A 23,656-nucleotide genomic window follows, 5' to 3' on the forward strand; every position below is an offset into this window, starting at 1 on the left:
TCAGAACCAGGCATCGTTCATGGAACGGCAAGTATCGTCCCGTGTCTCGACCACCTTCAACCACGCGGGAATCTTCGGCAGTTCATAGTGGAAGAAGAAGCGCACGGCGGACAGCTTGCCCTGCAGCAGGTCATGGTCGCCGGTCCCCTGCTCCAGCCGGGCCTGGGCGCAGATCGCGACGTCCAGCCACACCCAGGCCAGCACCGTGTGGCCGAAGGCCTGCAGGTAGGGCGTGGCGTTGGCGAGCGCCTCTTCGGGCACGGCGGTGGCCCAGGCGGCCTTGGTCGCGTTGCCGAGCGCCTTCAAGGCCCCGGCCAGCGCGTTGGCGTGCGCCGCGAGTTCGGGCAGCAGCATCGCGCGCTGGATCGTCGCGTTGACCTTGCCGGCCAGCAGCATCAGGCCCTTGCCGCCGTCCATCACCACCTTGCGGCCCAGCAGGTCCAGCGCCTGGATGCCGTGCGTGCCTTCGTGGATCATGTTCAGGCGGTTGTCGCGCCAGTACTGTTCCACCGGGTAGTCGCGGGTGTAGCCATAGCCGCCCAGCACCTGGATCGCGAGGCTGTTGGCCTCGAGGCACCATTCGCTGGGCCAGCTCTTGGCGATCGGCGTCAGCATCTCCAGCAGCAGGCCGGCCTCGGCCGCCGGTTCGGGCGGTGCGGTGTGCAGCTCGTCGACCAGGCGGGCGCAGTACAGCTCGAGCGCGAGCGCGCCTTCGCAGAAGCTCTTCTGGGCCAGCAGCATGCGCCGGACGTCGGCGTGGCGGATGATGGGGATCTGCGGCTGGGTGGCATCCTTGCCGCCCGGGCCGATCGGGCGGCCCTGCGGGCGGCCGCGGGCGTACTCCAGGCTCGCTTCGTAGCCGGCGTAGCCCAGCATCGTGGCGCCCAGGCCGACGCCGATGCGCGCCTCGTTCATCATGTGGAACATGTAGCGCAGGCCTTCGCCGGGCTGGCCGACGAGGTAGCCGATGGCGCCGGCCGAGCCGCGCACCGCGTACTTGCCTTCGCCGAAGTTCAGCAGCGTGTTGGGGATGCCGCGGTAGCCGAGCTTGTGGTTCAGGCCGGCCAGCGCGACGTCGTTGCGTTCGCCGGTGAGCCGGCCTTCGGTGTCGACCAGTCGCTTGGGCACGACGAACAGCGAGATGCCGCGCGTGCCGGGCACCAGCGCGCCGTCGGGGCCGGGGATCTTGGCCAGCACCAGGTGCACGATGTTCTCGGCCAGCTCGTGCTCGCCGTTGGAGATCCACATCTTGTTGCCGCGCAGCCGGTAGCGCGGGCCGAGCGGGTCGGATTCGAAGTCGCTGCCGTCCGGCGTGGCACGCGTGACGATGTCGGACAGGCTGGAGCCGGCCTGCGGCTCGCTCAGACACATGGTGCCGAAGAAGCGGCCGCTGAACTCGTTCTTCGCGAACACCTCTTTCTGCAGCGGCGTGCCGTGCGCCATCAGCAGGTTGGCATTGCCGCTGGTCAGCATGCCGCCGCCGCCCATGCCGATGCCGCCTTTGGCGAAGAAGGCGTTGGCGGCCATCTCGATCACGCAGGGCAGCTGCATGCCGCCGATCTCGTAGTCCTGCGCCGCGGCCAGCATGCCGGATTCGACGTAGGCGCGCGACGCATCGTGCGTGGCCTGCGGCTGGATCACGCGTTCGCCGTCGAAGCGCGGTTCCTCGGTGTCGGTGATGCGATTGAAGGGTGCGAACTTCTCGCGCGCGATGCGTTCGCAGGTGTCGAGCACCGCGTCGAAGGTGTCGCGCGAGTGGTCGGCGAAGCGGCTGCGGTGGCGCAGGGAGTCGACCTGGAGCCAGTCGTACAGCAGGAAATCGAGTGTTTGTCGCATTCGTGCAGATCCTGTTTTCATTCGCCGATCAGCGCGTCGCGGTGGGTGGCGGGATGCGCTGGGGGCTCATGCTGGGGCCCCAGAAATCGCCCCCAGCGCATCCCGCCACCCCCCGCGCGGAACCGCCTGCTTGTGTCTTTTCCCCCCAACCAGCACGGTGGTGGTTGCAAAGGCGCGGGTGGGCAGGGTGGGGCGCCGGAGCTGGCTGCTTTCAAGGCCCGCGTGCGCCAGCACGCTTCGTGAAACTGACTTGTCGCCGACTGTTTGACCACAGCGAGCGCAGCGAGCGGCGGGAGTTTCGGCGACGGGCCTTGAAAGCAGACAGCGCAGGGGAGTCATCGCCCGCCGGGGCGAGGACCGCCCCATCCGGCGCGCCCCAGCCTGCCCACCCGCGCCTTTGCCGCGCAAAAGACACAACTCACAGCACCTCGAAGACACCAGCCGCGCCCATCCCCCCGCCGATGCACATCGTCACGCACACTCGCTTGGCACCACGCCGCTTGCCCTCGATCAGCGCATGCCCCGTCAGCCGCTGCCCGCTGACGCCGTACGGATGCCCGACCGCGATCGCCCCGCCATTGACGTTCAGCCGGTCCATCGGAATCCCCAGCGTGTCGGCGCAATACAGCACCTGCACCGCGAACGCCTCGTTCAATTCCCACAGGTCGATGTCCTGCACCGTGAGGCCCAGGCGCTTCAGCACCTTGGGCACCGCGAACACCGGCCCGATGCCCATCTCGTCGGGCTCGCAGCCCGCCACCGCGAAGCCGAGAAACCGCCCCAGCGGCTTCAGGTTGCGCTGCTGCGCCAGCGTCTCGCTCATCACGACGCAGGCGCCGCCGCCATCGCTGAACTGGCTCGCATTGCCGGCCGCGATCACGCCACCCGGGATCGCCGGCTTGATGCCCGAGATGCTCTCGACCGTCGTGCCGTAGCGCAGCCCCTCGTCGACGCTGACCGTCACCTCCTTGCTGCGCAGCCCCATCACCGGATCGGCCACGCCGGCGATCACCGTGATCGGCGCGATCTCGTCGGTGAACTTGCCGGCATCCTGCGCCGCGCAGGCCTTCTGCTGGCTCGCCGCGCCGTAGGCGTCCATGCGGTCGCGCCCGATCTTGTAGCGCTTGGCCACCTGCTCGGCGGTCTGCAGCATGTTCCAGTAGATCTCCGGCTTGTGCTCGCGCAGCCAGGGGTCGACGATCATGTGCTTGTTGGCCTCGTTCTGCACGCACGAGATGCTCTCGACGCCGCCGGCCACGTACACGTCGCCCTCGCCGGCGATGATGCGCTGCGCGGCCATCGCGATGGTCTGCAGGCCGCTCGAGCAGAAGCGGTTCACGGTGACGCCGCTGGTCGTGATGGGCAGCCCGGCGCGCAACGCCACCTGGCGCGCGATGTTGCTGCCGGTCGCGCCCTCGGGCGTTGCGCAGCCCATGAGGACGTCGTCGACCTCGGCCGGCGCGATGCCGGCGCGTTCGACCGCCGCCTTGACGGCGTGGCCGCCCAGCGTCGCGCCGTGCGTCATGTTGAAGGCACCCTTCCAGCTCTTGGCCAGGGGCGTGCGGGCGGTGGAAACGATCACTGCATTGGTCATGGTGGTGTGCCCCTGATCAGGAGAAAGTCTTGCCTTCGGCGGCCAGGCGCGCCAGCAGCGGCGCCGGTTGCCAGAACTGCGCGTCGTCGTGCGGGTTCTGCGCGAAGCGCTTCATCGCCGCAGCCACGTTGAACAGCCCCACCGTGTCGGCGTAGCACATCGGCCCGCCGCGGTGCAGCGGGAAGCCGTAGCCGGTCAGGTAGACCATGTCGATGTCGCTCGCCCGCAGCGCGATGCCTTCCTCGACGATCTTCGCGCCCTCGTTGACCAGCGCATACACCAGCCGGTGCACGATCTCGTCGTCGCCGATCTTGCGCGGCTGGATGCCCAGTTCGGCGCGGTGCTTCTCGATCATGCCGTCGACCAGCGCGCTCGGGATCGCGTCGCGCTTGCCCGGCACGTAGTCGTACCAGCCGGCGCCGGTCTTCTGGCCGAAGCGGCCCATCTCGCACAGCAGGTCGGCGGTCTTGCTGTAGCGCAGGTCGGGCTTCTCCAGGTAGCGGCGCTTGCGGATGTACCAGCCGACGTCGTTGCCGRCCAGGTCGCCCATGCGGAACGGGCCCATCGCGAAGCCGAACTTCTCGACCGCCTTGTCCACCTGCTGCGGCGTGCAGCCCTCTTCCAGCAGGAAGCCGGCCTGGCGCGAGTACTGCTCGATCATGCGGTTGCCGATGAAGCCGTCGCACACGCCCGAGACGACGCAGGTCTTCTTGATCTTCTTGCCCAGCGCCATCACGGTGGCCAGCACATCCTTCGCGGTCTTCTCGCCGCGCACCACCTCCAGCAGCTTCATCACGTTGGCCGGGCTGAAGAAGTGCGTGCCGATCACGTCCTGCGGGCGCTTGGTGAACGACGCGATCCTGTTCAGGTCGAGCGTCGAGGTGTTGCTCGCCAGGATCGCGCCCGGCTTCATCACCTCGTCCAGCGTCTTGAAGACCTGCTCCTTCACGCCGATGTCCTCGAACACCGCCTCGATCACCATGTCGGCGTCCTTCAGGTCGGCATAGTTCAGCGTCGTGCTGAGCAGCGCCATGCGGGCGTCGAGCTTGTCCTGCTTCAGCTTGCCCTTCTTGACCTGCGCGTCGTAGTTCTTGCGGATGATCGCGACGCCCTTGTCCAGCGCCTCCTGCTTCATCTCCAGGATCACGACCGGGATGCCGGCGTTCAGGAAGTTCATCGCGATGCCGCCGCCCATGGTGCCGGCGCCGATGACGGCGAGCTTCTTCACGTCGCGCACCGGCGTGTCGGCCGGCACGTCGGGGATCTTGGTGGTGGCGCGCTCGGCCATGAAGGCATGGCGCAGCGCGCGGCTCTCGGGCGTCATCATCAGCGCGATGAAGGCCTCGCGCTCCTGCTTCATGCCGTCATCGAACTTCTTGTAGACCGATGCGGCAACGGTCTCGACGCACTGCAGCGGCGCCGGGAAGTTGCGCGACATCGCGCCGACGGTGTTGCGCGCGAACTGGAAGAAGGCGTCGGGGTTCGGGTGCTCGGCCTTCAGGTTTCGCACCAGCGGCAAGGGCCGCAGGCCCGCGACCTCGGTGGCGAAGGCGCAGGCACCGGCCAGCAGGTCGCCATCGATCATCTTGTCGAACAGCTTCTGGCCGGGCGCCATCGCGAGCAGTTCGCTCTTGACCGGCTCGCCGCTGACGATCATGTTCAGCGCGTTCTCGACGCCGATCACGCGCGGCAGCCGCTGCGTGCCGCCGGCGCCGGGCACCAGCCCCAGCTTCACCTCGGGCAGCGCGACCTGCGTGCCGGGCGCGGCCACGCGGTAGTGGCAGCCGAGCGAGAGCTCGAGCCCGCCGCCCATGCACACCGTGTGGATCGCGGCCACCACCGGCTTGGTGCAGGCCTCCAGCGCGAGGATCACGCTGAGCAGGTTCGGCTCCTGCACCGCCTTGGGCGAGCCGAACTCGCGGATGTCGGCCCCACCGGAGAAGGCCTTGCCGGCCCCGGTGATCACGATGGCCTTGACCTTGCCGTCGGCCTGGGCCTTGTCGAGCCCGTCGGTGATGCCCTTGCGCGTGTCGTAGCCGAGGCCGTTGACAGGAGGGTTGTCGAGCGTGATCACGGCAACGGGGCCGCGAAGTTCGTAGGTGGCGCTCATGCGATGTCCTCCGGGGTGGAGAGGTTGGAAATAGAACGATCGTTCGATTCTAGGAAGGAATCGTGGCGGGGTGATGTCTCGTCAGCGACAAAGGGCCCGGATTGGCATCCGGCTACACCTCGAGCCATTCCTTGCGAATATAGGCGTTGCACCGCAGGTCGGCCGGGCTGCCTTCGAAGACTATCCTGCCGTGGCCCATCACGTAGCAGCGCTGCGAGATCTCCAGCGCGATCGTCAGCTTCTGCTCGACCAGCAGCACCGACACGCCCCGCCGCTTCAGCTCGCCCAGGTACTGGGCCACCTGCTCGACGATCTTCGGCGCCAGGCCCTCGGTGGGCTCGTCGATCATGATCAGGTCGGGGTCGCCCATCAAGGTGCGGCACAGCGTCAGCATCTGCTGTTCGCCCCCGGACAGCACGCCGGCCTCGGTGTGCTGGCGCTCCTTCAGCCGCGGGAACATCGCGTACATGTCGTCGTAGGACCAGCGCGGCTTGCCCTTGCGGCGCTTCTCACCCAGCATCAGGTTCTGGTGCACGGTGAGCTTGGGGAAGATGTCGCGGTTCTCCGGCACGTAGCCGATGCCGGCGTGCGCGATCTCGAAGGCCTTCAACCCGAGCAGCYCGCGCTCGCGCCAGCGCACCGAGCCCTTGCCGTCCACCAGGCCCATGATCGCCTTCACCGTGGTCGAGCGCCCCGAGCCGTTGCGGCCCAGAAGGCTGACGATCTCGCCCGGCTGCACGTCCAGCGTCACGCCGTGCAGCACGTGGCTCTTGCCGTAGAACGCATGCAGGTTGTCGAGCTTCAGCATCGCATCAGGCCTCTTGAGCGTGGCCATGCGCCGCGAGGACGGAGCCGAGGTAGGCCTCCTGCACCTTCGCGTTCGCGCGCACCGCCTCCGGCACGTCGAACGCGATCACCTCGCCATACACCAGCACCGCGATCTTGTCGGCCAGGCCGAACACCACGCCCATGTCGTGCTCCACCGTCAGCAGCGTCTTGCCCTCCGTCACCTCGCGGATCAGCTGGATGAAGCGCGTCGTCTCGCTCTTGCTCATGCCGGCGGTCGGCTCGTCGAGCAGGATCACGCTGGCGCCGCCGGCGATGGTGATGCCGATCTCCAGCGCGCGCTGTTCGGCATAGGTCAGGTTCATCGCCAGCACGTCGCGCTTCTTGTCGAGCTTGATCATGCGCAGCACCTCGTCGGCGCGGTCGTTGGCATCGCGCAGGTCGGCCAGGAACTTCCAGAACGCGTAGCGGTAGCCCATCGCCCACAGCACCGCGCAGCGGATGTTCTCGAACACCGACAGCCGCGTGAACAGGTTCGACACCTGGAAGCTGCGCGCCAGGCCCAGGCGGTTGATCTCGTACGGCTTCAATCCGGCGATCGATTGCCCGTTCAGCCGGATCTGCCCGCTGCTGACGCCGAAACGCCCGCTGACCAGGTTGAACAGCGTCGACTTGCCGGCGCCGTTGGGGCCGATGATCGCGACGCGCTCGCCCGGCTTCACCTGCAGCGAGGCACCGCGGATGATCTCGGTCTTGCCGAAGCTCTTGCGGACGTCATCGAGTTCCAGCGCAAAGGGATAGCTGCTCACAAGGCTTCCCTTCGCTTGATCTCTTTCTCGATCTCCTGCTGCGTCTGGTCCCACTGGCGCTTGAACTCGCGCCGCGCCACCTCGAACATCGCGATGCCGATCGCCATCACGAACAGCGCGCCGAACCAGCTGTCCAGCCCTTGCACGTTCAGCGTGCCGCCCATGAAGCGCACGGTGGGCCCGAGCGCCGAGTTGAGCTGCAGGTGGTAGATCATCTCGACGATCGCCGCCGCGCCGGCCAGCGCCACCGCGCCGGTGCCGCCCAGCGCCAGGTACGAGCTGCCGAGCCGGCGCAGCTTGCCGAAGGCGGCCACGCGCAGGTTCATCATGATCAGGCTCGAGATGCCGCCGGGCGCGAACATCACCATGAACATGAAGACCAGGCCCAGGTAGATCTGCCAGGCCTTCGTGATCTCGGAGAACAGCACGAAGGCCAGCACCAGCAGCACCGCACCGATGATCGGCCCGAAGAAGAAGAACGCGCCGCCGAGGAAGGTGAACAGCAGGTAGCTGCCCGAGCGGAAGCCGCCCACTGAATCGGCCGTGACGATCTCGAAGTTCAGCGCCGTCAGCCCGCCGCCGATGCCGGCGAAGAAGCCGGCGATGACGAACGCCAGGTAGCGCACCACCTGCGTGTTGTAGCCGACGAACTCGACGCGCTCCGGGTTGTCGCGCACGGCGTTGAGCATGCGGCCGAGCGGCGTGCGCGTCAGCGCATACAGCGCGCCGGTGCAGACGAAGCAGTAGATCGCGATCAGGTAGTAGACCTGCACCTGCGGCCCGAAGGTGATGCCCGCCACCGCCTTGCCGACGACGCGGTTCGAGCTGACGCCGCCCTCGCCGCCGAAGAACTCGGGGAACATCAGCGCCATCGACGCGACCAGCTCGCCGACGCCCAGCGTGATCATCGCGAAGGTGTTGGCCGACTTCTTGGTGGTGACCCAGCCCAGCAGCGCCGCGACGCCCGCCCCGGCCAGGCCGCCGGCCAGCGGCACCAGGCTCATCGGCAACGGAAGCCGGCCGGCGCCGATCAGGTTCATCGCATGGATCGCGAAGAACGCACCCAGGCCGACGTAGACCGCATGGCCGAAGCTCAGCATGCCGCCCTGCCCCAGCAGCAGGTTGTAGCTGAGGCAGATGATGATCATGTAGCCCATCTGCGACAGCATCGTCATCGCCAGGCCGCTGGTGAAGACCAGCGGCGCCACCAGCAGCAGCAGCGCGAACGCGCCCCACACGACCCAGCGGCCGACGTTCCAGGGCTTGAAATGGACGGCCTGCGGCCGCGTCAGCACGGAGCTCATCCTTCGCGCGTCCCCATCAGGCCCTTGGGGCGGAAGATCAGCATCAGCACCAGCAGCAGGTAGGGCAGGATCGGCGCCACCTGCGAGATCTTCAGTTTCAGCAGCGGGTAGCCGAAGGTCTCGGGCGTGACCGCCATGCCGGCCCACTGCAGCGCGCCGAGCGCGGACTGGTCGAGCGCCACCGCGAAGGTCTGGATCAGCCCGATCAGCAGCGACGCGACGAAGGCACCGGCCAGCGAGCCCATGCCGCCGACCACCACCACCACGAAGATGATCGGCCCGACCGCGCCGGCCATGGTCGGCTCGGTCACGTAGGCATTGCCGCCGATCACGCCGGCCAGCCCGGCCAGTGCCGCGCCGCCGCCGAACACCCCCATGAAGACCAGCGGCACGTTGTGGCCCAGCGCCTCGGCCATCTCGGGGTGCGTCAACGCCGACTGGATCACCAGGCCGACGCGGGTGCGCGACAGCAGCAGCCACACCGACAGCAGCATCAGCAGCGCCACCCCCATCATGAAGGCGCGGTACAGCGGGAACTGCGTGCCGTACAGCGTGAAGAGCGGGCCGTCGAGCATCGCCGGCACGCGGTAGTCGACGGCCGAGCGGCCCCAGGTCAGCTGCACCAGCTCGAGGATCACGAACGACAGCCCGAAGGTGATCAGCAGCTCGGCCACGTGGCCGAACTTGTGCACGCGGCGCAGGCAGAAGCGCTCGAACAGCGCGCCGACCACGCCGGTCAGCAGCGGCGCGATCACCAGCGACGGCCAGAAGCCGACGAACAGCGTGGTCGTGTACGCGAAATAGGCGCCCAGCATGTAGAAGCTGGCGTGCGCGAAGTTCAGCACGCCCATCATGCTGAAGATCAGCGTCAGGCCCGAACTGAGCATGAACAGCAGCAGCCCGTAGCTGATGCCGTTCAACAGCGATGTGGTGAAGAACTCCATGGGGTCCCGGAGATGTCAAAAATCCCGCGGCAACCGGGGCGGCCGCCGCGGGATTGTCATCGGCCTGCGCTCAGGCGCCGGGGCGCTTCATCTGGCACGAGGTCGGCGTGCTCGACACGTAGGATTCGTAGAACTTGTCGGGCACGAAGGTGTAGCCCGTGCCCTCGACGTTGTACTTGTTCTTCGCGTCGACCTTGCGCCAGGTGCTCAGGTACAGGCCCTGCTGCATCTGGTGGTCGGTGGCGCGCATCGTGATGTCGCCGCTGAAGCCCTTGACGGTGAGGCCTTCCATCGCCGCCGCCACCTTGACCGGGTCGGTGCTCTTGGCCTTGGCCATCGCGGCCGGCAGCATCGTGAAGATGTTGTAGATGTCGGTGGTGAAGAAGTCTTCCTTGAACTTCTTGTTGAACTCCTCGCCGACCGCGGCGATGTCGCCGGGGATGTTGTGGTGGGCGTAGGCGATCATCTTGACCTTGCCCTCGCCGGCCGCGCCGATCGCGGTGGGCGTGCCGATCACGCTGGCGTAGTAGGTGTAGAAGTTGACGTCCAGGCCGGCGTCCTTGGCGGCCTTGATCAGCAGCGTCAGGTCCTGGCTCCAGTTGCCGGTGATCACGGTGTCGGCGCCGCTTTGCTTGATCTTCGCGWCGTAAGGCGAGAAATCCTTCACCTGGCCGAGCGGCGTCAGGTCGTCGCCGACGATCTGGATGTCGGGCCGCTTGCGCGCCAGCGTCTCCTTCGCGAACTTCGAGACCTGCTGGCCGTGCGCGTAGTTCTGGTTGATCAGGTACACCTTCTTGATGGACGGCTGGTCCTTCATGTAGGTGGTCATCGCCTCCATCTTCATCGAGGTGTCGGCGTCGAAGCGGAAGTGCCAGTAGTTGCACTTGCTGTTGGTCAGGTCCGGGTCGACCGCGGAGTGGTTCAGGAACACGATCTCCTTGCCCGGGTTGCGCTCGTTGTGCTTGGCCACGGCATCGATGATGGCGGCCGCGGCGCCCGAGCCGTTGCCCTGGGTCACGTAGCGGAAGCCCTGGTCGATGGCGGCCTTCAGCACGTTCAGGCTTTCCTGCGGCGAGGCCTTGTTGTCGAAGCCGACCACCTCGAAGGTGACGCCGGCCGGGTTCTTCTTGCCGCTGATGCGCTCGGCCATGAACTGGAAGCTCTTCAGCTGGTTCGCGCCCAGGCTCGCGAACGGGCCGGACAGCGGGTCGATCCAGGCGATCTTGACGGTCTCGCCGGCCTGCGCGAAGGCGACGCCGGCATGCAGCGAAAGCACCGCCACCGCCGACAGGCCGAACAGCTTCTTGGTGAATTCCATGGCTTCCTCGCGAGGTGATTGCGACAGCCGTGAACGGTAATGGAAGCAGGTAGATGACTGTTTGAGGGACTACCCCACACACCGTGTCGCGCGTGGGACAGTCGTTTCTGCACAGCGGAAGGTAGCCCGGGTGACAACCCGGGGATCCACCACCGACCCGGATTGGCATCCGGGCTACGCAGTCGGCAGCCTGTAGCCTTTGAATTGCTCGCGCAGCCGCATCTTCAGCATCTTGCCGGTCGCGGTGTGCGGGATCTCGTCGACGAAGGCGACGTCGTCCGGGATCTGCCACTTCGCGATGCGGCCCTCGAACCAGCCCAGCAGCTCCTTCGCGTCGACCGCGACGCCCGGCTTGCGCACCACCACCAGCAGCGGGCGCTCGTCCCACTTCGGGTGCGCGCAGGCGATCACCGCCGCCTCGTGCACGCCGGGGTGCCCCATCGCCAGGTTCTCCAGCTCGATCGAGCTGATCCATTCGCCGCCGGACTTGATGACGTCCTTGCTGCGGTCGGTGATCTGCATGAAGCCGTCAGGGTTGATCGTCGCGACGTCGCCGGTCGGGAACCACGCCTGGCCGTCGACCTCGACCAGCGGCGACGCCTCGTGCCCGAAGTAGCTGCGGATGACCCAGGGCCCGCGTACCACCAGGTTGCCCGACGACTTGCCGTCCCAGGGCAGCGGCCGCTTGTCGTCGTCCAGGATCAGCATGTCGACGCCGCAGACCACCCGGCCCTGGGTCTCCAGCAGCCGGTGGCGGGCCTCGTCGTCCAGGCCCCGGTGCTTGCCCTTCAGCTTGGCCAGCGTGCCCAGCGGCGACATCTCGGTCATGCCCCAGGCATGGATCACCTCGACGCCATGCTCGTTTTCCAGGGCCCGCATCATCGACGGCGGGCAGGCCGAACCGCCGATCACGGTGCGGCGGAAGCTGCTGAACTTCAGCCCGTTCTGCTTCACGTGGTTCAGGAGCCCCAGCCAGACGGTGGGCACGCCGGCGCTGAAGGTGACCTGCTCGGCCTCGAACAGCTCGTACAGCGACTTGCCGTCCAGGTGCGGCCCGGGCATCACCAGCTTGGCGCCGACCAGCGCGCAGGCGTACGGCAGGCCCCAGGCGTTAACGTGGAACATCGGCACCACCGGCAGGATCGTGTCGGCGCCCGAGCAGCCCATCGCGTCGGGCAGCGCCGCCGCCATCGCATGCAGCAGCGTCGAGCGGTGGCTGTAGACGGCGCCCTTCGGGTGGCCGGTGGTGCCCGAGGTGTAGCAGATGCTCGACGCGGTGTTCTCGTCGAACTGCGGCCAGGCGTAGTCGCCGTCCTCGGCCTCGACGAGCTCTTCGTAGCACTGCAGGCGCGGCAGCGTAGAGGCCGGCGGCATGTGCGCGCGGTCGGTCATCAGGACGAAGTGCTTCACCTGCGCCAGCTGCGGCGCGAGCTTCTCGACCAGCGGCAGGAAATTCAGGTCGAAGCACAGCACGGCGTCCTGCGCATCGTTGGCGATCCACGCGATCTGCTCGGGAAACAGGCGCGGGTTGATGGTGTGGCACACGAGGCCCGAGCCGGAGCTGCCGTAGTAGATCTCCAGGTGCCGGTAGCCGTTCCAGGCCAGCGTCGCGACGCGGTCGCCGCCTTCGCAGCCCAGGCGGGCCAGCGCCTGCGCCAGCTTGCGCGAGCGCAACTCGATGTCCTTCCAGGTGCTGCGGTGGATGTCGCCTTCGCAGCGCTTGGAGACGACCTCGGTGTCGGCCGCATGGCGCGCCGCATGCACCGCCAGCGAGGAGATCAGCAAGGGCATCTGCATMATCTGGCCCATCAGGCGTGGCATGGTCTTCTCCCGGGTGAAAACGTGGTCAGGATGGCGAAATGATAGAAACGCCGCCCTGAACCAGCGCTGGCTGTTTACCCTAGGGCCCGAGATCAAAGCTTGACCAACAGTATCCAAATGGATACATTTTGGTGAATGCTCTCGGTTCGATTGACGCAGGAGTTTCAGGACTGGCTCGATGCGCTGCCCGACCGGCGCGGCCAGATTCGCATTGCAGCGCGTCTTCGGCAGGCCGAGAGTGGCAATCTGGGAGATTGGAAGACCGTTGGCGACGAGGTATCGGAAATGCGCGTGGACGTGGGTCCGGGATACCGTCTGTATTTCACCCGGCGCAAGAACGTCCTGATCGTCATGCTCGCCGGCGGAGACAAGTCAACGCAAACGCGGGACATTCAACGCGCAAAACGCATCCTGGGCCAACTGGAGTTGTAGCCATGAGCACCACGAAGAAGCTTGGCAAGCTGGTTCCGTTCGACGCCGCACGCTACCTGACCGACGACGCAGCCGTCGCGGAATACCTCACCGCCATCCTGGAGGCCGATGATGCTGATCTGCTTCTGCTGGCGCTTGCCGACGTGGCGAGGGCCCGTGGCATGGCGCAAGTTGCCAAGGACACAGGCCTCGGTCGGGAGAGCCTTTACAAGGCCTTGTCCCCGGGCGCGAAGCCGCGCTTCGACACCATCCTGAAAGTGACGCGCGCGTTGGGCGTGCGATTGACAGCACAACCGGCTTGAGGTGGGGAACAAGGATGGACAGGAAAACAATGAGCAAAAAAAAGCGGGCGACGTTTGCACGCCGCCCGCCCAAGCCTCTCGGGGAAGGTTCCCCTCGAGGCCCCGGTCTACAAAGAGCGCACGAACTCGACCAGCCTCTGACGGTCATCGCAGTTCATCGACTTGAATCGGTCGCGGCTGGCACTGCCCTGGCCGTCGTGCAGGCAATGTGGAATCGGTTCCACGCAAGGCAGGATTGAACCAGCCGCCAGCCCCGGCACGGGCGGGCGCACACGAATCAGTTCGTTCGATTGGTGTCAGCGTGTGAGGCCGCCGGGCTGGCGTCCGACACGCACCCGATACGCACCCTCGAGGGGAGAAGCCCGGTTGGCAACGTTGTCATCGGCCCCGCCCTTACCCATCCGGAGCGCTCGGCTCGTCCTGTTCGTTACACTTTTGTCCCTATGAGTGCTTTGTTGAGCGCGGCGCTGACCGCTCCCCTGCTGGGCGGCGACTGGCCGAACCGTTTTGCCGCGCTGGGCGACAGCTTCTTCACCGAGCTGCCGCCGCAGGGCCTGCCCGACCCGCACTGGGTGGCCTGGAGCGAGGACTGCGCCCGCGCGCTCGGCCTGCCGGAGGGCGGCGCGCAGCCTTCCGACCCGCGCGTGCTGGCCGCCCTGAGCGGCAACCTGGCGCAGGCACCGCTGCAGCCGCTGGCCAGCGTCTACAGCGGCCACCAGTTCGGCGTCTGGGCCGGCCAACTGGGCGACGGGCGTGCGCTGTGGCTGGGCGAACTGGCCACGCCGCAAGGGCCGATGGAGATCCAGCTGAAGGGCTCGGGCCTCACGCCCTACTCCCGCATGGGCGACGGCCGCGCGGTGCTGCGCTCGTCGATCCGCGAGTTCCTGGCCTCGGAGGCGATGCATGCGCTGGGCGTGCCGACCACCCGCGCGCTGTGCATCACCGGCTCGGCGCTGCCGGTGCGGCGCGAGGAAGTCGAGACCGCCGCCATCGTGACGCGCGTCGCGCCGTCATTCATCCGCTTCGGCCACTTCGAGCACTTCGCGCACACCGAGCCGAGCGTCGACGCGCTGCGCCGGCTGGTCGATTTCGTGATCGACACCGCCTGCCCGGAATGCCGCGATGCGCCGCAGCCGGCGGTGGCGCTGCTCGAGGCCGTGGCGCGCCGCACCGCGCGGCTGATGGCCGACTGGCAGGCGGTGGGCTTCTGCCACGGCGTGATGAACACCGACAACATGTCGATCCTGGGCCTGACCATCGACTACGGCCCGTACGGCTTCCTCGATGCCTTCGACCCCGGCCACGTCTGCAACCATTCCGACCACCAGGGCCGCTACGCCTATGCGCGCCAGCCCAACGTGGCGTTCTGGAACCTGCATGCGCTGGCGCAGGCGCTGCTGCCGCTGATCGCGGACCCCGACGAGGCCCTCGAGGCGCTGGAGCCCTACAAGACCGGGTTCGCCGCCGCGCTGGATGCGCGCATGCGCGCCAAGCTGGGCCTGGCCACCGAGCGCGATGGCGACCGCGCACTGGTCGAGGGCCTGCTGCAGCGCATGGCCGCCGACCGCGCCGACTTCAGCATCACCTTCCGCCGCCTGGCCGGCTTCGACAGCCGCGACGGGGCGGCGAACGACGCGCTGCGCGACCTCTTCATCGACCGTGAGGCCTTCGACGCCTGGGCGGGGAACTATGCGCGGCGTTTGCGGGACGAAGCCAGCGCCGACGGCGAGCGTGCCTTGCGGATGAACCGGGTCAACCCCAAGTACGTGCTTCGCAACCACCTGGCCGAGACGGCGATCCGCGAGGCCCGGGGGGGCGACTTCGCCGAGGTGGGCCGGCTGCTGAAAGTCCTGTCGGCGCCCTTCGACGAACAGCCCGAGCATGCCGCGTACGCGGACTTCCCGCCCGACTGGGCGCAACACATCGAGGTGTCGTGTTCATCATGAATTCCAGCGACGACGACAAGGACTACAAGGTCAGCAAGACGGACGCCGAGTGGCGCGCCCAGCTGAGCCCGATGCAGTACGAGGTGGCGCGCCACGCGGCCACCGAGCGCGCCTTCACCGGCAAGTACTGGGATCACTTCCAGGACGGCCGCTACAACTGTGTCGGATGCGGCACGCCGCTCTTTGCATCCGACACCAAGTTCGACGCCGGCTGCGGCTGGCCCAGCTACTGGGAGCCGATCAACAGCGAGGTGATCGAGCGCGTGGTCGACCGCAGCCACGGCATGGTGCGGGTCGAGGTGCGCTGCAACAACTGCGGCTCGCACCTGGGCCACGTGTTCGAGGACGGCCCCGAGCCGACCGGCGAGCGCTTCTGCATCAACTCGGCGGCGATAGACTTCGCCCCCAAGCCGTAACCCGGTCCTTGCCGACCGCGCCCCTGATGACCCTCCTGCTCGATTTCCTGCCGCTGCTGCTGTTCTTCGGCACCTTCAAGTTCGCCGATGCCAACAAGGATGCGGCTGCCGCGTTCGCGAGCGAGCATTTCGGCTTCCTGGTCTCGGGCGGCACGGTCGGGCCGAACGAGGCGGCGGTGCTGCTGGCCACGCTGGTGGTGATCGCCGCGACGCTGCTGCAGGTGGTCACGATGAAGCTGCTGCGCCGCAAGGTGCACACGATGCTGTGGGTCACGCTGGCGCTGGTGGTGGTGCTGGGCGGCGCGACGATCTGGTTCCACAACGCCACCTTCATCATGTGGAAGCCCAGCGTGCTGTACTGGGCGATGGGCCTGTCGTTCTGGTTCAGCCAGGCGGTGCTCGGCAAGAACATCCCCCAGACCCTGATGGGCGAGCAGCTGACGCTGCCGCCGCAGGTCTGGCAACGCCTGAATTTCGCATGGGTCGCATTCTTCGGCCTGATGGGCCTGCTGAACCTCTACGTGGCCTACAGCTTCACGCAATCGACCTGGGCCACCTTCAAGGTGTTCGGCGCGACCGGGCTGATGGTGGTGTTCATGCTGGCGCAGGGCGTGTACCTGAGCCGCTTCCTGCCCGACGAGGACGAGGCCAAGGCCGCCGCCGCACCGGGCAAGGAGCAGGGCTGATGGCCGTCAGTTCGCAGGAGATCGAGCTGGCGCTGCGCGAGGCGCTGCAGCCGGCCAGCCTGGCCGTCACCGACGACAGCCACCTGCATGCCGGCCATGCGGGCGCGCGCGAAGGCCGGCATTTCAGCGTGCAGGTGGTCAGCGCGCAGTTCAACGATCTGTCACGTCTGAAGCGGCACCGCCTCGTATATGATGCCCTTCGAACCTTGATTCCGCGCGGCATACACGCCCTGGCCATCGAGGCCCGCGCGCCGGGTGAAAGCTGAACGGATGAAGTCCGCCGCGGTGTGTTCCACCCCCGGCACCGCAGCCCCACCTGCCCGCACGGCGTTCCCCCTAGATTCCCCGTTGAAAGGCCCCAAGCCCATGAAGAAGTCGACCCTTGCCCGCCACGCTTCGCTGCTGGTGATCAGTGCTGCCCTGCTCGTGCCGGCGGCGATGGCCCAGAACGTGGCGATCGTCAACGGCAAGCCCGTGCCGAAGTCGCGCGTCGATGCGTTGCTGACGCAGGCGACCCGCCCCGGCCAGCAAGGCTCGCAGCCGCGCACGCCCGAACTCGAAGCGCAGGTGCGCGACGAGGTGGTGCTGCGCGAGATGTTCATGCAGGAAGCCGAGAAGCGCGGCCTGACCAACAGCGCCGACTACAAGCAGCAGCTCGAACTGGCCCGCCAGAGCATCCTGATCCGCGAGCTGTTCAACGACTACCAGAAGAAGAACCCGGTGCTGGACGCCGACGTCCAGGCCGAGTACGACAAGTTCAAGGCGCAGGCGAGCGGCACCGAATACCACGCCCGCCACATCCTGGTCGAGAAGGAAGAAGACGCGAAGGCGCTGATCGCCCAGATCAAGGGCGGCGCGAAGTTCGAGGACCTGGCGAAGAAGAACTCGAAGGACCCGGGATCGGGCGAGAACGGCGGCGACCTCGACTGGGCCAACCCGGGTTCGTACGTGCCCGAGTTCTCGCAGGCGATGATCAAGCTGAAGAAGGGTGAGATGACGCAAGAGCCGGTCAAGACGCAGTTCGGCTACCACATCATCAAGCTCGAGGACACGCGCGACGCGCAGTTCCCGCCGCTCGAGGAAGTGAAGCCGCAGATCCTGCAGCGCCTGGGCCAGGCGAAGCTCGCGAAGTTCCGCGACGAGATCCGCGCGAAGTCGAAGACGGACTACAAGTTCTCGACGAACTGAAGCCGGTCGGGCTTCAACGAAGGGCGCCTGCGGGCGCCCTTTTTTCATGGCTCCGTGAAATCTTCTCTATTCGAGTTTTGCGAATTTTTCGAGTCACCGCTACACTGCCAGTGCGCACCCGGAGAGATCCGCATGACACCCACCGGCCTGCCCCGCCCCGCCAAACCACTTCAGCCTCCCCCTCGGTCGGACCTTGATGACTCCCTCGAGCCGCTCGTCGATGCTGTCCAGGAGGCTTTGGTCCATCACGTCACGCTGGTCTCGACACGCAACGGCGGTACGGCCTTGCGTGTCGATGGCCTGCAGGTCACGGTGAGCGGTGCCGCGGCGGCAAAACGTGGGCAGCCCATGGCCGAACTCGGCGATGCGCTGAAACACGTCGTTGCCGCAGCGCTGGGTGCATCGCTGAGTGCCATGACAGCGCAAGGCAAGCAGCTTCGGCTGGCCTTGGCCAACAGGCTCCTCGACATCGAGATGGGGAATGGCGCTGCGTCCATCCCGACGAACAAGCCGCTTGCAGTCGTCGGCGACGATGCAGACCCCCTCCTCAAGACCGCCGACGTCGCCACGCAGTTGGGCATGAGCCGCCCGTACGTCTCCATGCTGTGCGACAGCGGCAAACTGGGCGAAGTCACGAAGACCGAAGGAGGCCACCGCCGCGTTCGCCAATCTGCCGTCGACGCCTACAGGCTTGCACAGCGCAACGCGACTGCAGGAGCGGCGACTCCGCGTGAGGCCGCCGCGGCGGCAGGCATGTACGCCTACAGCGATGAGGCCTTCGTCAAAGCAGCCCGACGCTCGGCCACGCCGACGCGCCAGACTCGACGTACCCCCCACCCTGCCAAGACGTGAATGTCGACGATACGCTGGTGGTTCTCGACACCTGCGTCCTGATGCCGCTGCGGCTCTCCGATGTCCTGATGGACTTGCGGGGGGAACGGTTGTTTGCCGCCCATTGGACCGCGGAGATCGACAAGGAATACCTGCGCAACATGCAGGGAGCCTTTGGTTTCAGCGAGACGGCGACGTTGAAACGCCTGGGTGCGATGAAGAAGAGGTGTCCGGAGTGGGAGGTGTCCGCAACGGCCACTGCGCTCGCGCTCGTGCCGGACAAGGTGGACGCCAAGGACCGCCACGTCGCCGCAGCGGCTCTGACTCTTCGACAGTACGCTGACCATGACGAAGAGAACGGCATCCGATACACGGTCTGTGGCGGCACTGGGCGTCACCGTTCTCAAGGCCGGCGCTTTCCTCGATGCGGTCTACGCCGCGCAACCGGCTCAGGCGGAACAGGCTGTCCTGAACGCCATCAAGGACTTGACGGACCCACCATACACACGAGGCGAACTTCTGGCCGCACTGGAGACGCACGGAACCAGGACGCTCGTGGATGCACTCGCAAAGAAATGGAAAGTCGTTCCGATGAAGAAACGCGCCAGAAGCGCCCTAGGACCATTTCACGGGTAGCTCGCGCTCCGCAACGGCCACGAACCAGCCGATCCCCAGCGGCAGCGCCGCATCGTTGAAGTCATAGCACGGGTGATGCAGCGGATGCGACGGCCTGTCGCCCGGCCCGGCGCTGCCCTGCCCCAGCCACAGGTAGGCCCCGGGCCGCGCCTGCAGCATGAACGCGAAATCCTCCGACGTGAAGGCCGGCCGCGGCGCCACCTCGGCCTGCAGCCCGCAGGCCGTGGCCGCCGCCAGCGCCGTCCCGGCCTCGGCCGCGCTGTTGATCGTGGCCGGGTAGTAGCGCGTGTAGCTCACCTCGACCGCCGTCTCGCTGGCCAGCGCCACGCCTTGCGCGACCGAGCGCAGTGCCGCCTCGATGCGGTCCTGCGTCGCCGGGTCGAAGCTGCGGACCGTGCCGGTGATGGCCACCTGCGCCGGCAGCACGTTGTGCGAATGCCCGCCCTCGATGCGCGTGACCGACAGCACCGCCGACTCGCGCGGATCGATGCGCCGCGCCACGATGGTGTTGAGCTGCGTCACCAGCTGGCTGGCCGCCAGGATGGCGTCCGGCGTCTGCTGCGGCTGGGCCGCATGCCCGCCGCGGCCGCGCACGAGGATGTCGAAGCGGTCCGCGGCGGCCATGATCGGCCCGGCCCGCGTCTGCGCCTGGCCCAGCGGCAGGTCGGGCCAGTTGTGCAGGGCGTACACCGCATCGCTCGGGAAACGCTCGAACAAGCCATCCCGGACCATCGCGCGCGCACCGCCATGCCCTTCTTCTGCCGGCTGGAACACGAAGTGGACCGTGCCGGCGAAGCGCCTGCTGCGCGCCAGCTGGCGTGCCGCCCCCAGCAGCATCGCGGTGTGGCCGTCGTGGCCGCAGCCGTGGTGCACGCCCGCCACCTTGCTGGCATGGGCCAGGTCGCTGCGCTCCGCCATCGGCAACGCATCCATGTCGGCACGCAAGGCCACGCTGCGCCCTGGACCATGGCGCAGCACGCCGACCACGCCGGTGCCGCCCACGCCCTCATGCACCTCCAGGCCCAGCTCGCGCAGCGCCGACGCCACGATGCCCGCGGTGCGATGCTCGTTGAACGCGAGCTCCGGGTTCGCATGCAGGTCGTGCCGCAGCGCCCGCAGGGCCGGCAGCAGGTCGGCGACCTCGTCAGGTCCCGGCATCGACCGCATCGGCCAGCTGGGCCAGCGTGTGGAAGTGGTAGTCGGGCCGGGTCAGCTCCTTGACCTCCAGCGTGCCGCCGAAGCCGGGCTGGCCGTGGCGCCGCTCGATCCAGCAGATCGCGAGACCCAGGCGCCGGGCCACCCCGATGTCGTGGTACTGGCTCTGCGCCACGTGCAGGTTGTCGGCCCGCGTGAATCCGCGGGTGCTGAGGCGTCCGCGCGCAAATGCGAAGAACTGCGGATCGGGTTTCTCGCACAGCGCGTCGTCGCAGCTCACGCTGTCGTCGAAAGGCATGTCCAGCGTTTTCTCGAAATGCGACAGCGCCCAGCGCTGCGCATTCGTCATCGCCACCAGCTTGAAGCGCTCGCGCAGCCGCTTCAGCGCCGCCACCGAGTCGGCAAACGCCGGCCACACTGCCACCGAGTCGCGCAGGCCCTCGGCCAGCGCGGCGGAATCGGGCAGGCCGAGCCCGGGCGCGATCGCATGCCACACGCGCACCAGGTCGTCCGGATACCAGCCCGCATCGCCGTTCGCACGGGCCCGGCGGTAGGCGGCGAGGAAGGCGTCGTCCGACACCGAGGCGCCGGGCACGGCCTGGCGCAGGTAGCGCAGCATCCCGCCCTCGAAGTCGATCAGCGTGCCGACGACGTCGAAGGTGAGGACCTTGAAGTTCTGCAAAGACATGGTGGTTCGTTCGGTCAGGGGTTGAAAGCGGAGAGGGAAAACTGTCGCGACTGGTACTGCCCCGGCGTCATCCCGCACTCGCGCTTGAAGCGGCGCGACAGGTGGCTCTGGTCGCAGAAGCCGGCCGCGTTGGCCGCGCCGGCCAGCGTCGCACCCTGGCGCAGCAGGGCCTGGGCGTGCCGCACGCGCTGCACGTTCACATAGCGATGGGGCGCCATGCCCACGCATTGGCGGAACACGGTCGCGAAGCGCCACACGCTCAAGCCGGTGAGCGCGGCCAGCCCTTCGAGCGACAGCGGCTCGGCCAGGTGGGCGTCGATGTAGGCGAGCACCGGCGCCATCGAGTGCGTCCGGCGGCGCAGCGGCGTCTGCGCGGCGGGGTCGTTCGGAAGGCTGCACATGCCTCGCAGCTTAAAAGCGCCTGCGCTGCGCGCGGCACCGTAAAGCGCGCGCGCCGCAGCAGCGAATTGCGTTGTGTACCACCCACCGCGCAGATCCTGCGGTACGACAAGGGCGTCCTATCGGCACGCAGGCCGGCTGGCTAGGCTGCGCGTCTTTGACTCCACGGAATCCCCGCCATGACGATCCAGATCCTTCGCCAATCCGCCACGCTGTCCGGCCTGCAGGACGAAGGCCCGGTCGCGCGCCCGCTGTCCGAACCCGCGTGCACGACCGCCGGCCTCGCCGTCGAACTGGCGGGCGCGGGCGGCAACCGCAGCGGCCTGTGGGAATGCACGCCCGGGCGCTTCGAACGCCAGCTCGCCGAAGCGGAGGTGATGCACATCCTGTCGGGCGCCTGCAGCTTCACGCCGACGGGCGGCCAGGCGCAGCAGATCCGCGCCGGCGACACGCTGTTCTTCCCGGCCCGCACGACCGGCGTCTGGCACATCACCGAGACTTTGCGCAAGGTCTACGTCGTGATGGCCTGATCCTGCCGTGCATCCGCGAAGCGCCCGATCGAGAAGGCCTCGATCGGCGTCGACGTGCGCCCCGTCGCCAGCAACTCGGCCATCACCTCGCCGACGCCCGGGCTGATCGCGAAGMCCTCGCCGTTGAAGCCGAAGGCATAGTGCAGCCCCGGCACGCGCGCGCTCGGGCCCAGCACCGGCACCGCGTCGCCGGTGTAGCCCTCGATGCCGCTCCAGACGCGGATCAGCTGAACGTTCTCGAACGCCGGCACGAAACGGCGCAGTTCGCGCAACTGGCGCAGCGTGTTGCCGGGCAGCACCTCGGCCCGCACCGGGTCGCACGACGCCGGGCCCTTGAGCCCGCCGCCGAAGACGATGTTGCCGCGCGCGATCTGCCGGAAGTACAAGCCCTCGGTCTCGATCGGTGTCGACACGCCGATCGACGGCCCGATCGCGTACGGCAAGGGTTCGGTCACGCCCATCTGCGGGCCGCGCACATCCAGCGGCACCGGCTCGCCGAAAGCCTGCGCAAAGTGCGCCGACCACGCGCCGGTGGTCACCAGCAGCTGTGCCGCACGGTAGCGCCGCCCGTCGACCGTGTGCGCGACGAAATCGCCGCCCTCGCGCTCGACCTGCACCACCTCGCTGTGCTCGTGGATGTGCGCGCCGGCCCGCTGCGCCGCGCGCGCGAAGGCCGGGCCGGCCAGGCGCGGGTTGGCGTGGCCGTCCAGCGGCGACAGCGAGCCCGCCACCACCGCGTCGCTGAAGATGCCCCAGCGCTCGCGCAGCGCCGCAGCGCTGAACATCTGCAGCTCCAGGCCGAGCGGCTGCACCTCGCGCACGTGCTGCTCCAGCCTGGCCGCCTGCTGGTGCGTGTAGCAGACGCGCAGGTGGCCGTAGGGCACGAACTCCAGGTCTTCGCCCAGCAGCTCGTTGACCCGGCCCCACACCGCGCGGGCGCGGTTGGCGAGCGGGATCTGCTCGAGCGCGCGGCCTTGCCGGCGCACGTTGCCGAAGTTGGTGCCGCTCGCCTGGCGGCCGATCAGCTCGCGCTCCAGCAGGCGCACGTCCAGGCCGTGCTGGCGGCGCAGGAACAGCGCGGTCGTCGCGCCCATCAGTCCGCCACCGACGATCAGCACGTCGCTGCGCAAGGCTTCAGTCATCGCAGCCCCCATCGCCGACCTCCTGCGTGTTCATCAGCAGCGGCTTCACCGGCGCCTGCCCGCGCAGCCGGCCGATCCTCTCGACCGGGATCCGCGCGCTCGCGGCGACGACCTCGGCCGCCGCATGGCCGCAGTAGCGCCCCTGGCAGCGGCCCATGCCGACCCGGCTGAAGGCCTTGGCCCGGTTCAGCTCCTGGCTGCCCAGTTCCAGCACGCTGCGGCGCAGTTCGCCGGCCGTGATGGCCTCGCAGCGGCAGACCACCGCGTCATCGGGCAAGCCCGCCGCGTGCGCATGCGGCCACGGGAAGGCCCGCGCCAGCCCCTCGCGGAAGCCGTCCATCGTCGCCAGCCTGCGCTTCAGGCCGTCCTGTTCGGCCGCGAACAGCGCGCGGCCACGCGCATGCCCCAGGTCATGCAGGGCGGCCAGCGCGGCCAGCCGGCCGGCCGACTCGGCGCCATCGGCCCCGAGGATGCGGGCACCGTCACCGGCCAGGTACACGCCGGGCGTGCTGACGCGCCCACAGTCGTCGATGCGCGGCAGCCACTGGCGACTCAGGGGCTCGAACTCGAACTCGCAGCGCGCCAGGTCGGCCAGCTGCGTCTCCGCGCGCAGGTGCCAGCCCAGCGCGACGGCATCGGCCGCGAAACGGCGCTCGGCGCCGCGGGCATCGCGCACCACGACGCCCGACACGCCGCCTGCGGCGGTGCCGTCGATGCGCAACGGCAGCACGCCGTTCAACACCGCAACGCCGGCGCGCCGCAGCCCGGCCACCAGGGCTGCGC

The 23,656-nt window shown here is 68.0% G+C and carries 24 protein-coding genes; 10 read left to right on the forward strand and 14 right to left on the reverse strand.

Features of this window, described 5'->3' with window-relative positions:
* The 9 genes from AC1DYN_RS02905 to AC1DYN_RS02945 form a co-directional block, all read right to left on the reverse strand.
* Complete coding sequence (locus AC1DYN_RS02905; protein WP_477957600.1) at positions 1 to 1,836, reverse strand: acyl-CoA dehydrogenase family protein; 1,836 nt, start codon at positions 1,834 to 1,836, stop codon at positions 1 to 3.
* A 418-nt stretch (positions 1,837 to 2,254) separates the two neighbouring features.
* Positions 2,255 to 3,430, reverse strand: coding sequence for an acetyl-CoA C-acyltransferase (locus tag AC1DYN_RS02910; protein WP_477957601.1), 1,176 nt, complete (start codon positions 3,428 to 3,430; stop codon positions 2,255 to 2,257).
* Between the two features lie 16 nt (positions 3,431 to 3,446).
* A complete protein-coding gene (locus tag AC1DYN_RS02915) occupies positions 3,447 to 5,540 on the reverse strand; it encodes a 3-hydroxyacyl-CoA dehydrogenase NAD-binding domain-containing protein (protein WP_477957602.1) in 2,094 nt (697 codons plus the stop codon).
* A 112-nt stretch (positions 5,541 to 5,652) separates the two neighbouring features.
* Positions 5,653 to 6,348, reverse strand: coding sequence for an ABC transporter ATP-binding protein (locus tag AC1DYN_RS02920; RefSeq protein WP_477957603.1), 696 nt, complete (start codon positions 6,346 to 6,348; stop codon positions 5,653 to 5,655).
* Positions 6,349 to 6,352: 4 nt separating this feature from the next.
* Complete coding sequence (locus AC1DYN_RS02925; RefSeq protein ID WP_477957604.1) at positions 6,353 to 7,135, reverse strand: ABC transporter ATP-binding protein; 783 nt, start codon at positions 7,133 to 7,135, stop codon at positions 6,353 to 6,355.
* Positions 7,132 to 8,439, reverse strand: a complete 1,308-nt coding sequence (locus AC1DYN_RS02930) for a branched-chain amino acid ABC transporter permease (RefSeq protein WP_477957605.1) — start codon at positions 8,437 to 8,439, stop codon at positions 7,132 to 7,134. The genes AC1DYN_RS02925 and AC1DYN_RS02930 overlap by 4 nt, the downstream gene beginning before the upstream one ends.
* Positions 8,436 to 9,383 (reverse strand): branched-chain amino acid ABC transporter permease, encoded by a 948-nt coding sequence (locus AC1DYN_RS02935; protein WP_477957606.1) that lies wholly within the window; start codon positions 9,381 to 9,383, stop codon positions 8,436 to 8,438. The genes AC1DYN_RS02930 and AC1DYN_RS02935 overlap by 4 nt, the downstream gene beginning before the upstream one ends.
* A 70-nt stretch (positions 9,384 to 9,453) precedes the next feature.
* Positions 9,454 to 10,701, reverse strand: coding sequence for a branched-chain amino acid ABC transporter substrate-binding protein (locus AC1DYN_RS02940; RefSeq protein WP_477957607.1), 1,248 nt, complete (start codon positions 10,699 to 10,701; stop codon positions 9,454 to 9,456).
* Positions 10,702 to 10,875: 174 nt separating this feature from the next.
* Entirely contained in the window at positions 10,876 to 12,522 is a 1,647-nt protein-coding gene (locus AC1DYN_RS02945) for a 3-(methylthio)propionyl-CoA ligase (RefSeq protein WP_477957608.1), read from the reverse strand.
* A 135-nt stretch (positions 12,523 to 12,657) separates the two neighbouring features.
* Between AC1DYN_RS02945 and AC1DYN_RS02950 the strand changes: the two genes are divergently transcribed.
* The 9 genes from AC1DYN_RS02950 to AC1DYN_RS02990 all read left to right on the forward strand — a co-directional run bounded on the left by AC1DYN_RS02950 (position 12,658) and on the right by AC1DYN_RS02990 (position 18,959).
* Positions 12,658 to 12,954, forward strand: coding sequence for a type II toxin-antitoxin system RelE/ParE family toxin (locus tag AC1DYN_RS02950; RefSeq protein ID WP_477957609.1), 297 nt, complete (start codon positions 12,658 to 12,660; stop codon positions 12,952 to 12,954).
* 2 nt (positions 12,955 to 12,956) lie between these two features.
* The gene (locus AC1DYN_RS02955) at positions 12,957 to 13,256 is read left to right on the forward strand and encodes an addiction module antidote protein (protein ID WP_477957610.1); all 300 of its coding nucleotides are present in this window, start codon (positions 12,957 to 12,959) and stop codon (positions 13,254 to 13,256) included.
* A gap of 443 nt (positions 13,257 to 13,699) precedes the next feature.
* Complete coding sequence (locus tag AC1DYN_RS02960) at positions 13,700 to 15,202, forward strand: protein adenylyltransferase SelO (RefSeq protein WP_477957611.1); 1,503 nt, start codon at positions 13,700 to 13,702, stop codon at positions 15,200 to 15,202.
* Positions 15,199 to 15,618, forward strand: a complete 420-nt coding sequence (gene msrB, locus AC1DYN_RS02965) for a peptide-methionine (R)-S-oxide reductase MsrB (protein WP_477957612.1) — start codon at positions 15,199 to 15,201, stop codon at positions 15,616 to 15,618. Before AC1DYN_RS02960 ends, msrB begins: the two co-directional genes overlap by 4 nt.
* A gap of 26 nt (positions 15,619 to 15,644) precedes the next feature.
* Positions 15,645 to 16,304 (forward strand): septation protein A, encoded by a 660-nt coding sequence (locus tag AC1DYN_RS02970; RefSeq protein WP_477957613.1) that lies wholly within the window; start codon positions 15,645 to 15,647, stop codon positions 16,302 to 16,304.
* Entirely contained in the window at positions 16,304 to 16,570 is a 267-nt protein-coding gene (locus AC1DYN_RS02975) for a BolA family protein (RefSeq protein WP_477957614.1), read from the forward strand. The genes AC1DYN_RS02970 and AC1DYN_RS02975 overlap by 1 nt, the downstream gene beginning before the upstream one ends.
* 100 nt (positions 16,571 to 16,670) lie before the next feature.
* Positions 16,671 to 17,492, forward strand: coding sequence for a peptidylprolyl isomerase (locus tag AC1DYN_RS02980; RefSeq protein ID WP_477957615.1), 822 nt, complete (start codon positions 16,671 to 16,673; stop codon positions 17,490 to 17,492).
* Positions 17,493 to 17,624: 132 nt separating this feature from the next.
* Positions 17,625 to 18,344, forward strand: a complete 720-nt coding sequence (locus tag AC1DYN_RS02985; RefSeq protein ID WP_477957616.1) for a helix-turn-helix domain-containing protein — start codon at positions 17,625 to 17,627, stop codon at positions 18,342 to 18,344.
* A gap of 324 nt (positions 18,345 to 18,668) precedes the next feature.
* Positions 18,669 to 18,959 carry a VapC50 family PIN domain-containing toxin gene (locus tag AC1DYN_RS02990; protein ID WP_477957617.1) on the forward strand — a complete coding sequence of 97 codons (291 nt, stop codon included), beginning with the start codon at positions 18,669 to 18,671 and terminating at the stop codon, positions 18,957 to 18,959.
* Here AC1DYN_RS02990 and AC1DYN_RS02995 read toward each other — a convergent pair.
* From AC1DYN_RS02995 to AC1DYN_RS03005, 3 genes are read right to left on the reverse strand one after another with little or no spacing between them, the layout of a single operon-like run.
* Positions 18,939 to 20,117 carry an amidohydrolase gene (locus AC1DYN_RS02995; RefSeq protein ID WP_477957618.1) on the reverse strand — a complete coding sequence of 393 codons (1,179 nt, stop codon included), beginning with the start codon at positions 20,115 to 20,117 and terminating at the stop codon, positions 18,939 to 18,941. The two genes, AC1DYN_RS02990 and AC1DYN_RS02995, sit on opposite strands and share 21 nt — an antisense overlap.
* Positions 20,104 to 20,802 carry an HAD-IA family hydrolase gene (locus tag AC1DYN_RS03000; protein WP_477957619.1) on the reverse strand — a complete coding sequence of 233 codons (699 nt, stop codon included), beginning with the start codon at positions 20,800 to 20,802 and terminating at the stop codon, positions 20,104 to 20,106. The genes AC1DYN_RS02995 and AC1DYN_RS03000 overlap by 14 nt, the downstream gene beginning before the upstream one ends.
* A 14-nt stretch (positions 20,803 to 20,816) precedes the next feature.
* Entirely contained in the window at positions 20,817 to 21,203 is a 387-nt protein-coding gene (locus tag AC1DYN_RS03005) for a helix-turn-helix domain-containing protein (RefSeq protein ID WP_477957620.1), read from the reverse strand.
* A gap of 177 nt (positions 21,204 to 21,380) precedes the next feature.
* Between AC1DYN_RS03005 and AC1DYN_RS03010 the strand changes: the two genes are divergently transcribed.
* Positions 21,381 to 21,731 (forward strand): cupin domain-containing protein, encoded by a 351-nt coding sequence (locus AC1DYN_RS03010; RefSeq protein ID WP_477957621.1) that lies wholly within the window; start codon positions 21,381 to 21,383, stop codon positions 21,729 to 21,731.
* On the opposite strand, the gene AC1DYN_RS03015 is transcribed toward AC1DYN_RS03010, so the two are convergent.
* Positions 21,713 to 22,873 (reverse strand): NAD(P)/FAD-dependent oxidoreductase, encoded by a 1,161-nt coding sequence (locus AC1DYN_RS03015; RefSeq protein ID WP_477957622.1) that lies wholly within the window; start codon positions 22,871 to 22,873, stop codon positions 21,713 to 21,715. The genes AC1DYN_RS03010 and AC1DYN_RS03015 overlap by 19 nt on opposite strands.
* The coding region (locus AC1DYN_RS03020) for a (2Fe-2S)-binding protein (protein WP_477957623.1) at positions 22,866 to 23,656 on the reverse strand (791 nt) is incomplete at its 5' end. The genes AC1DYN_RS03015 and AC1DYN_RS03020, both read right to left, overlap by 8 nt.

The sequence above is a fragment of the Rhizobacter sp. P2_D12 genome (assembly GCF_056404395.1).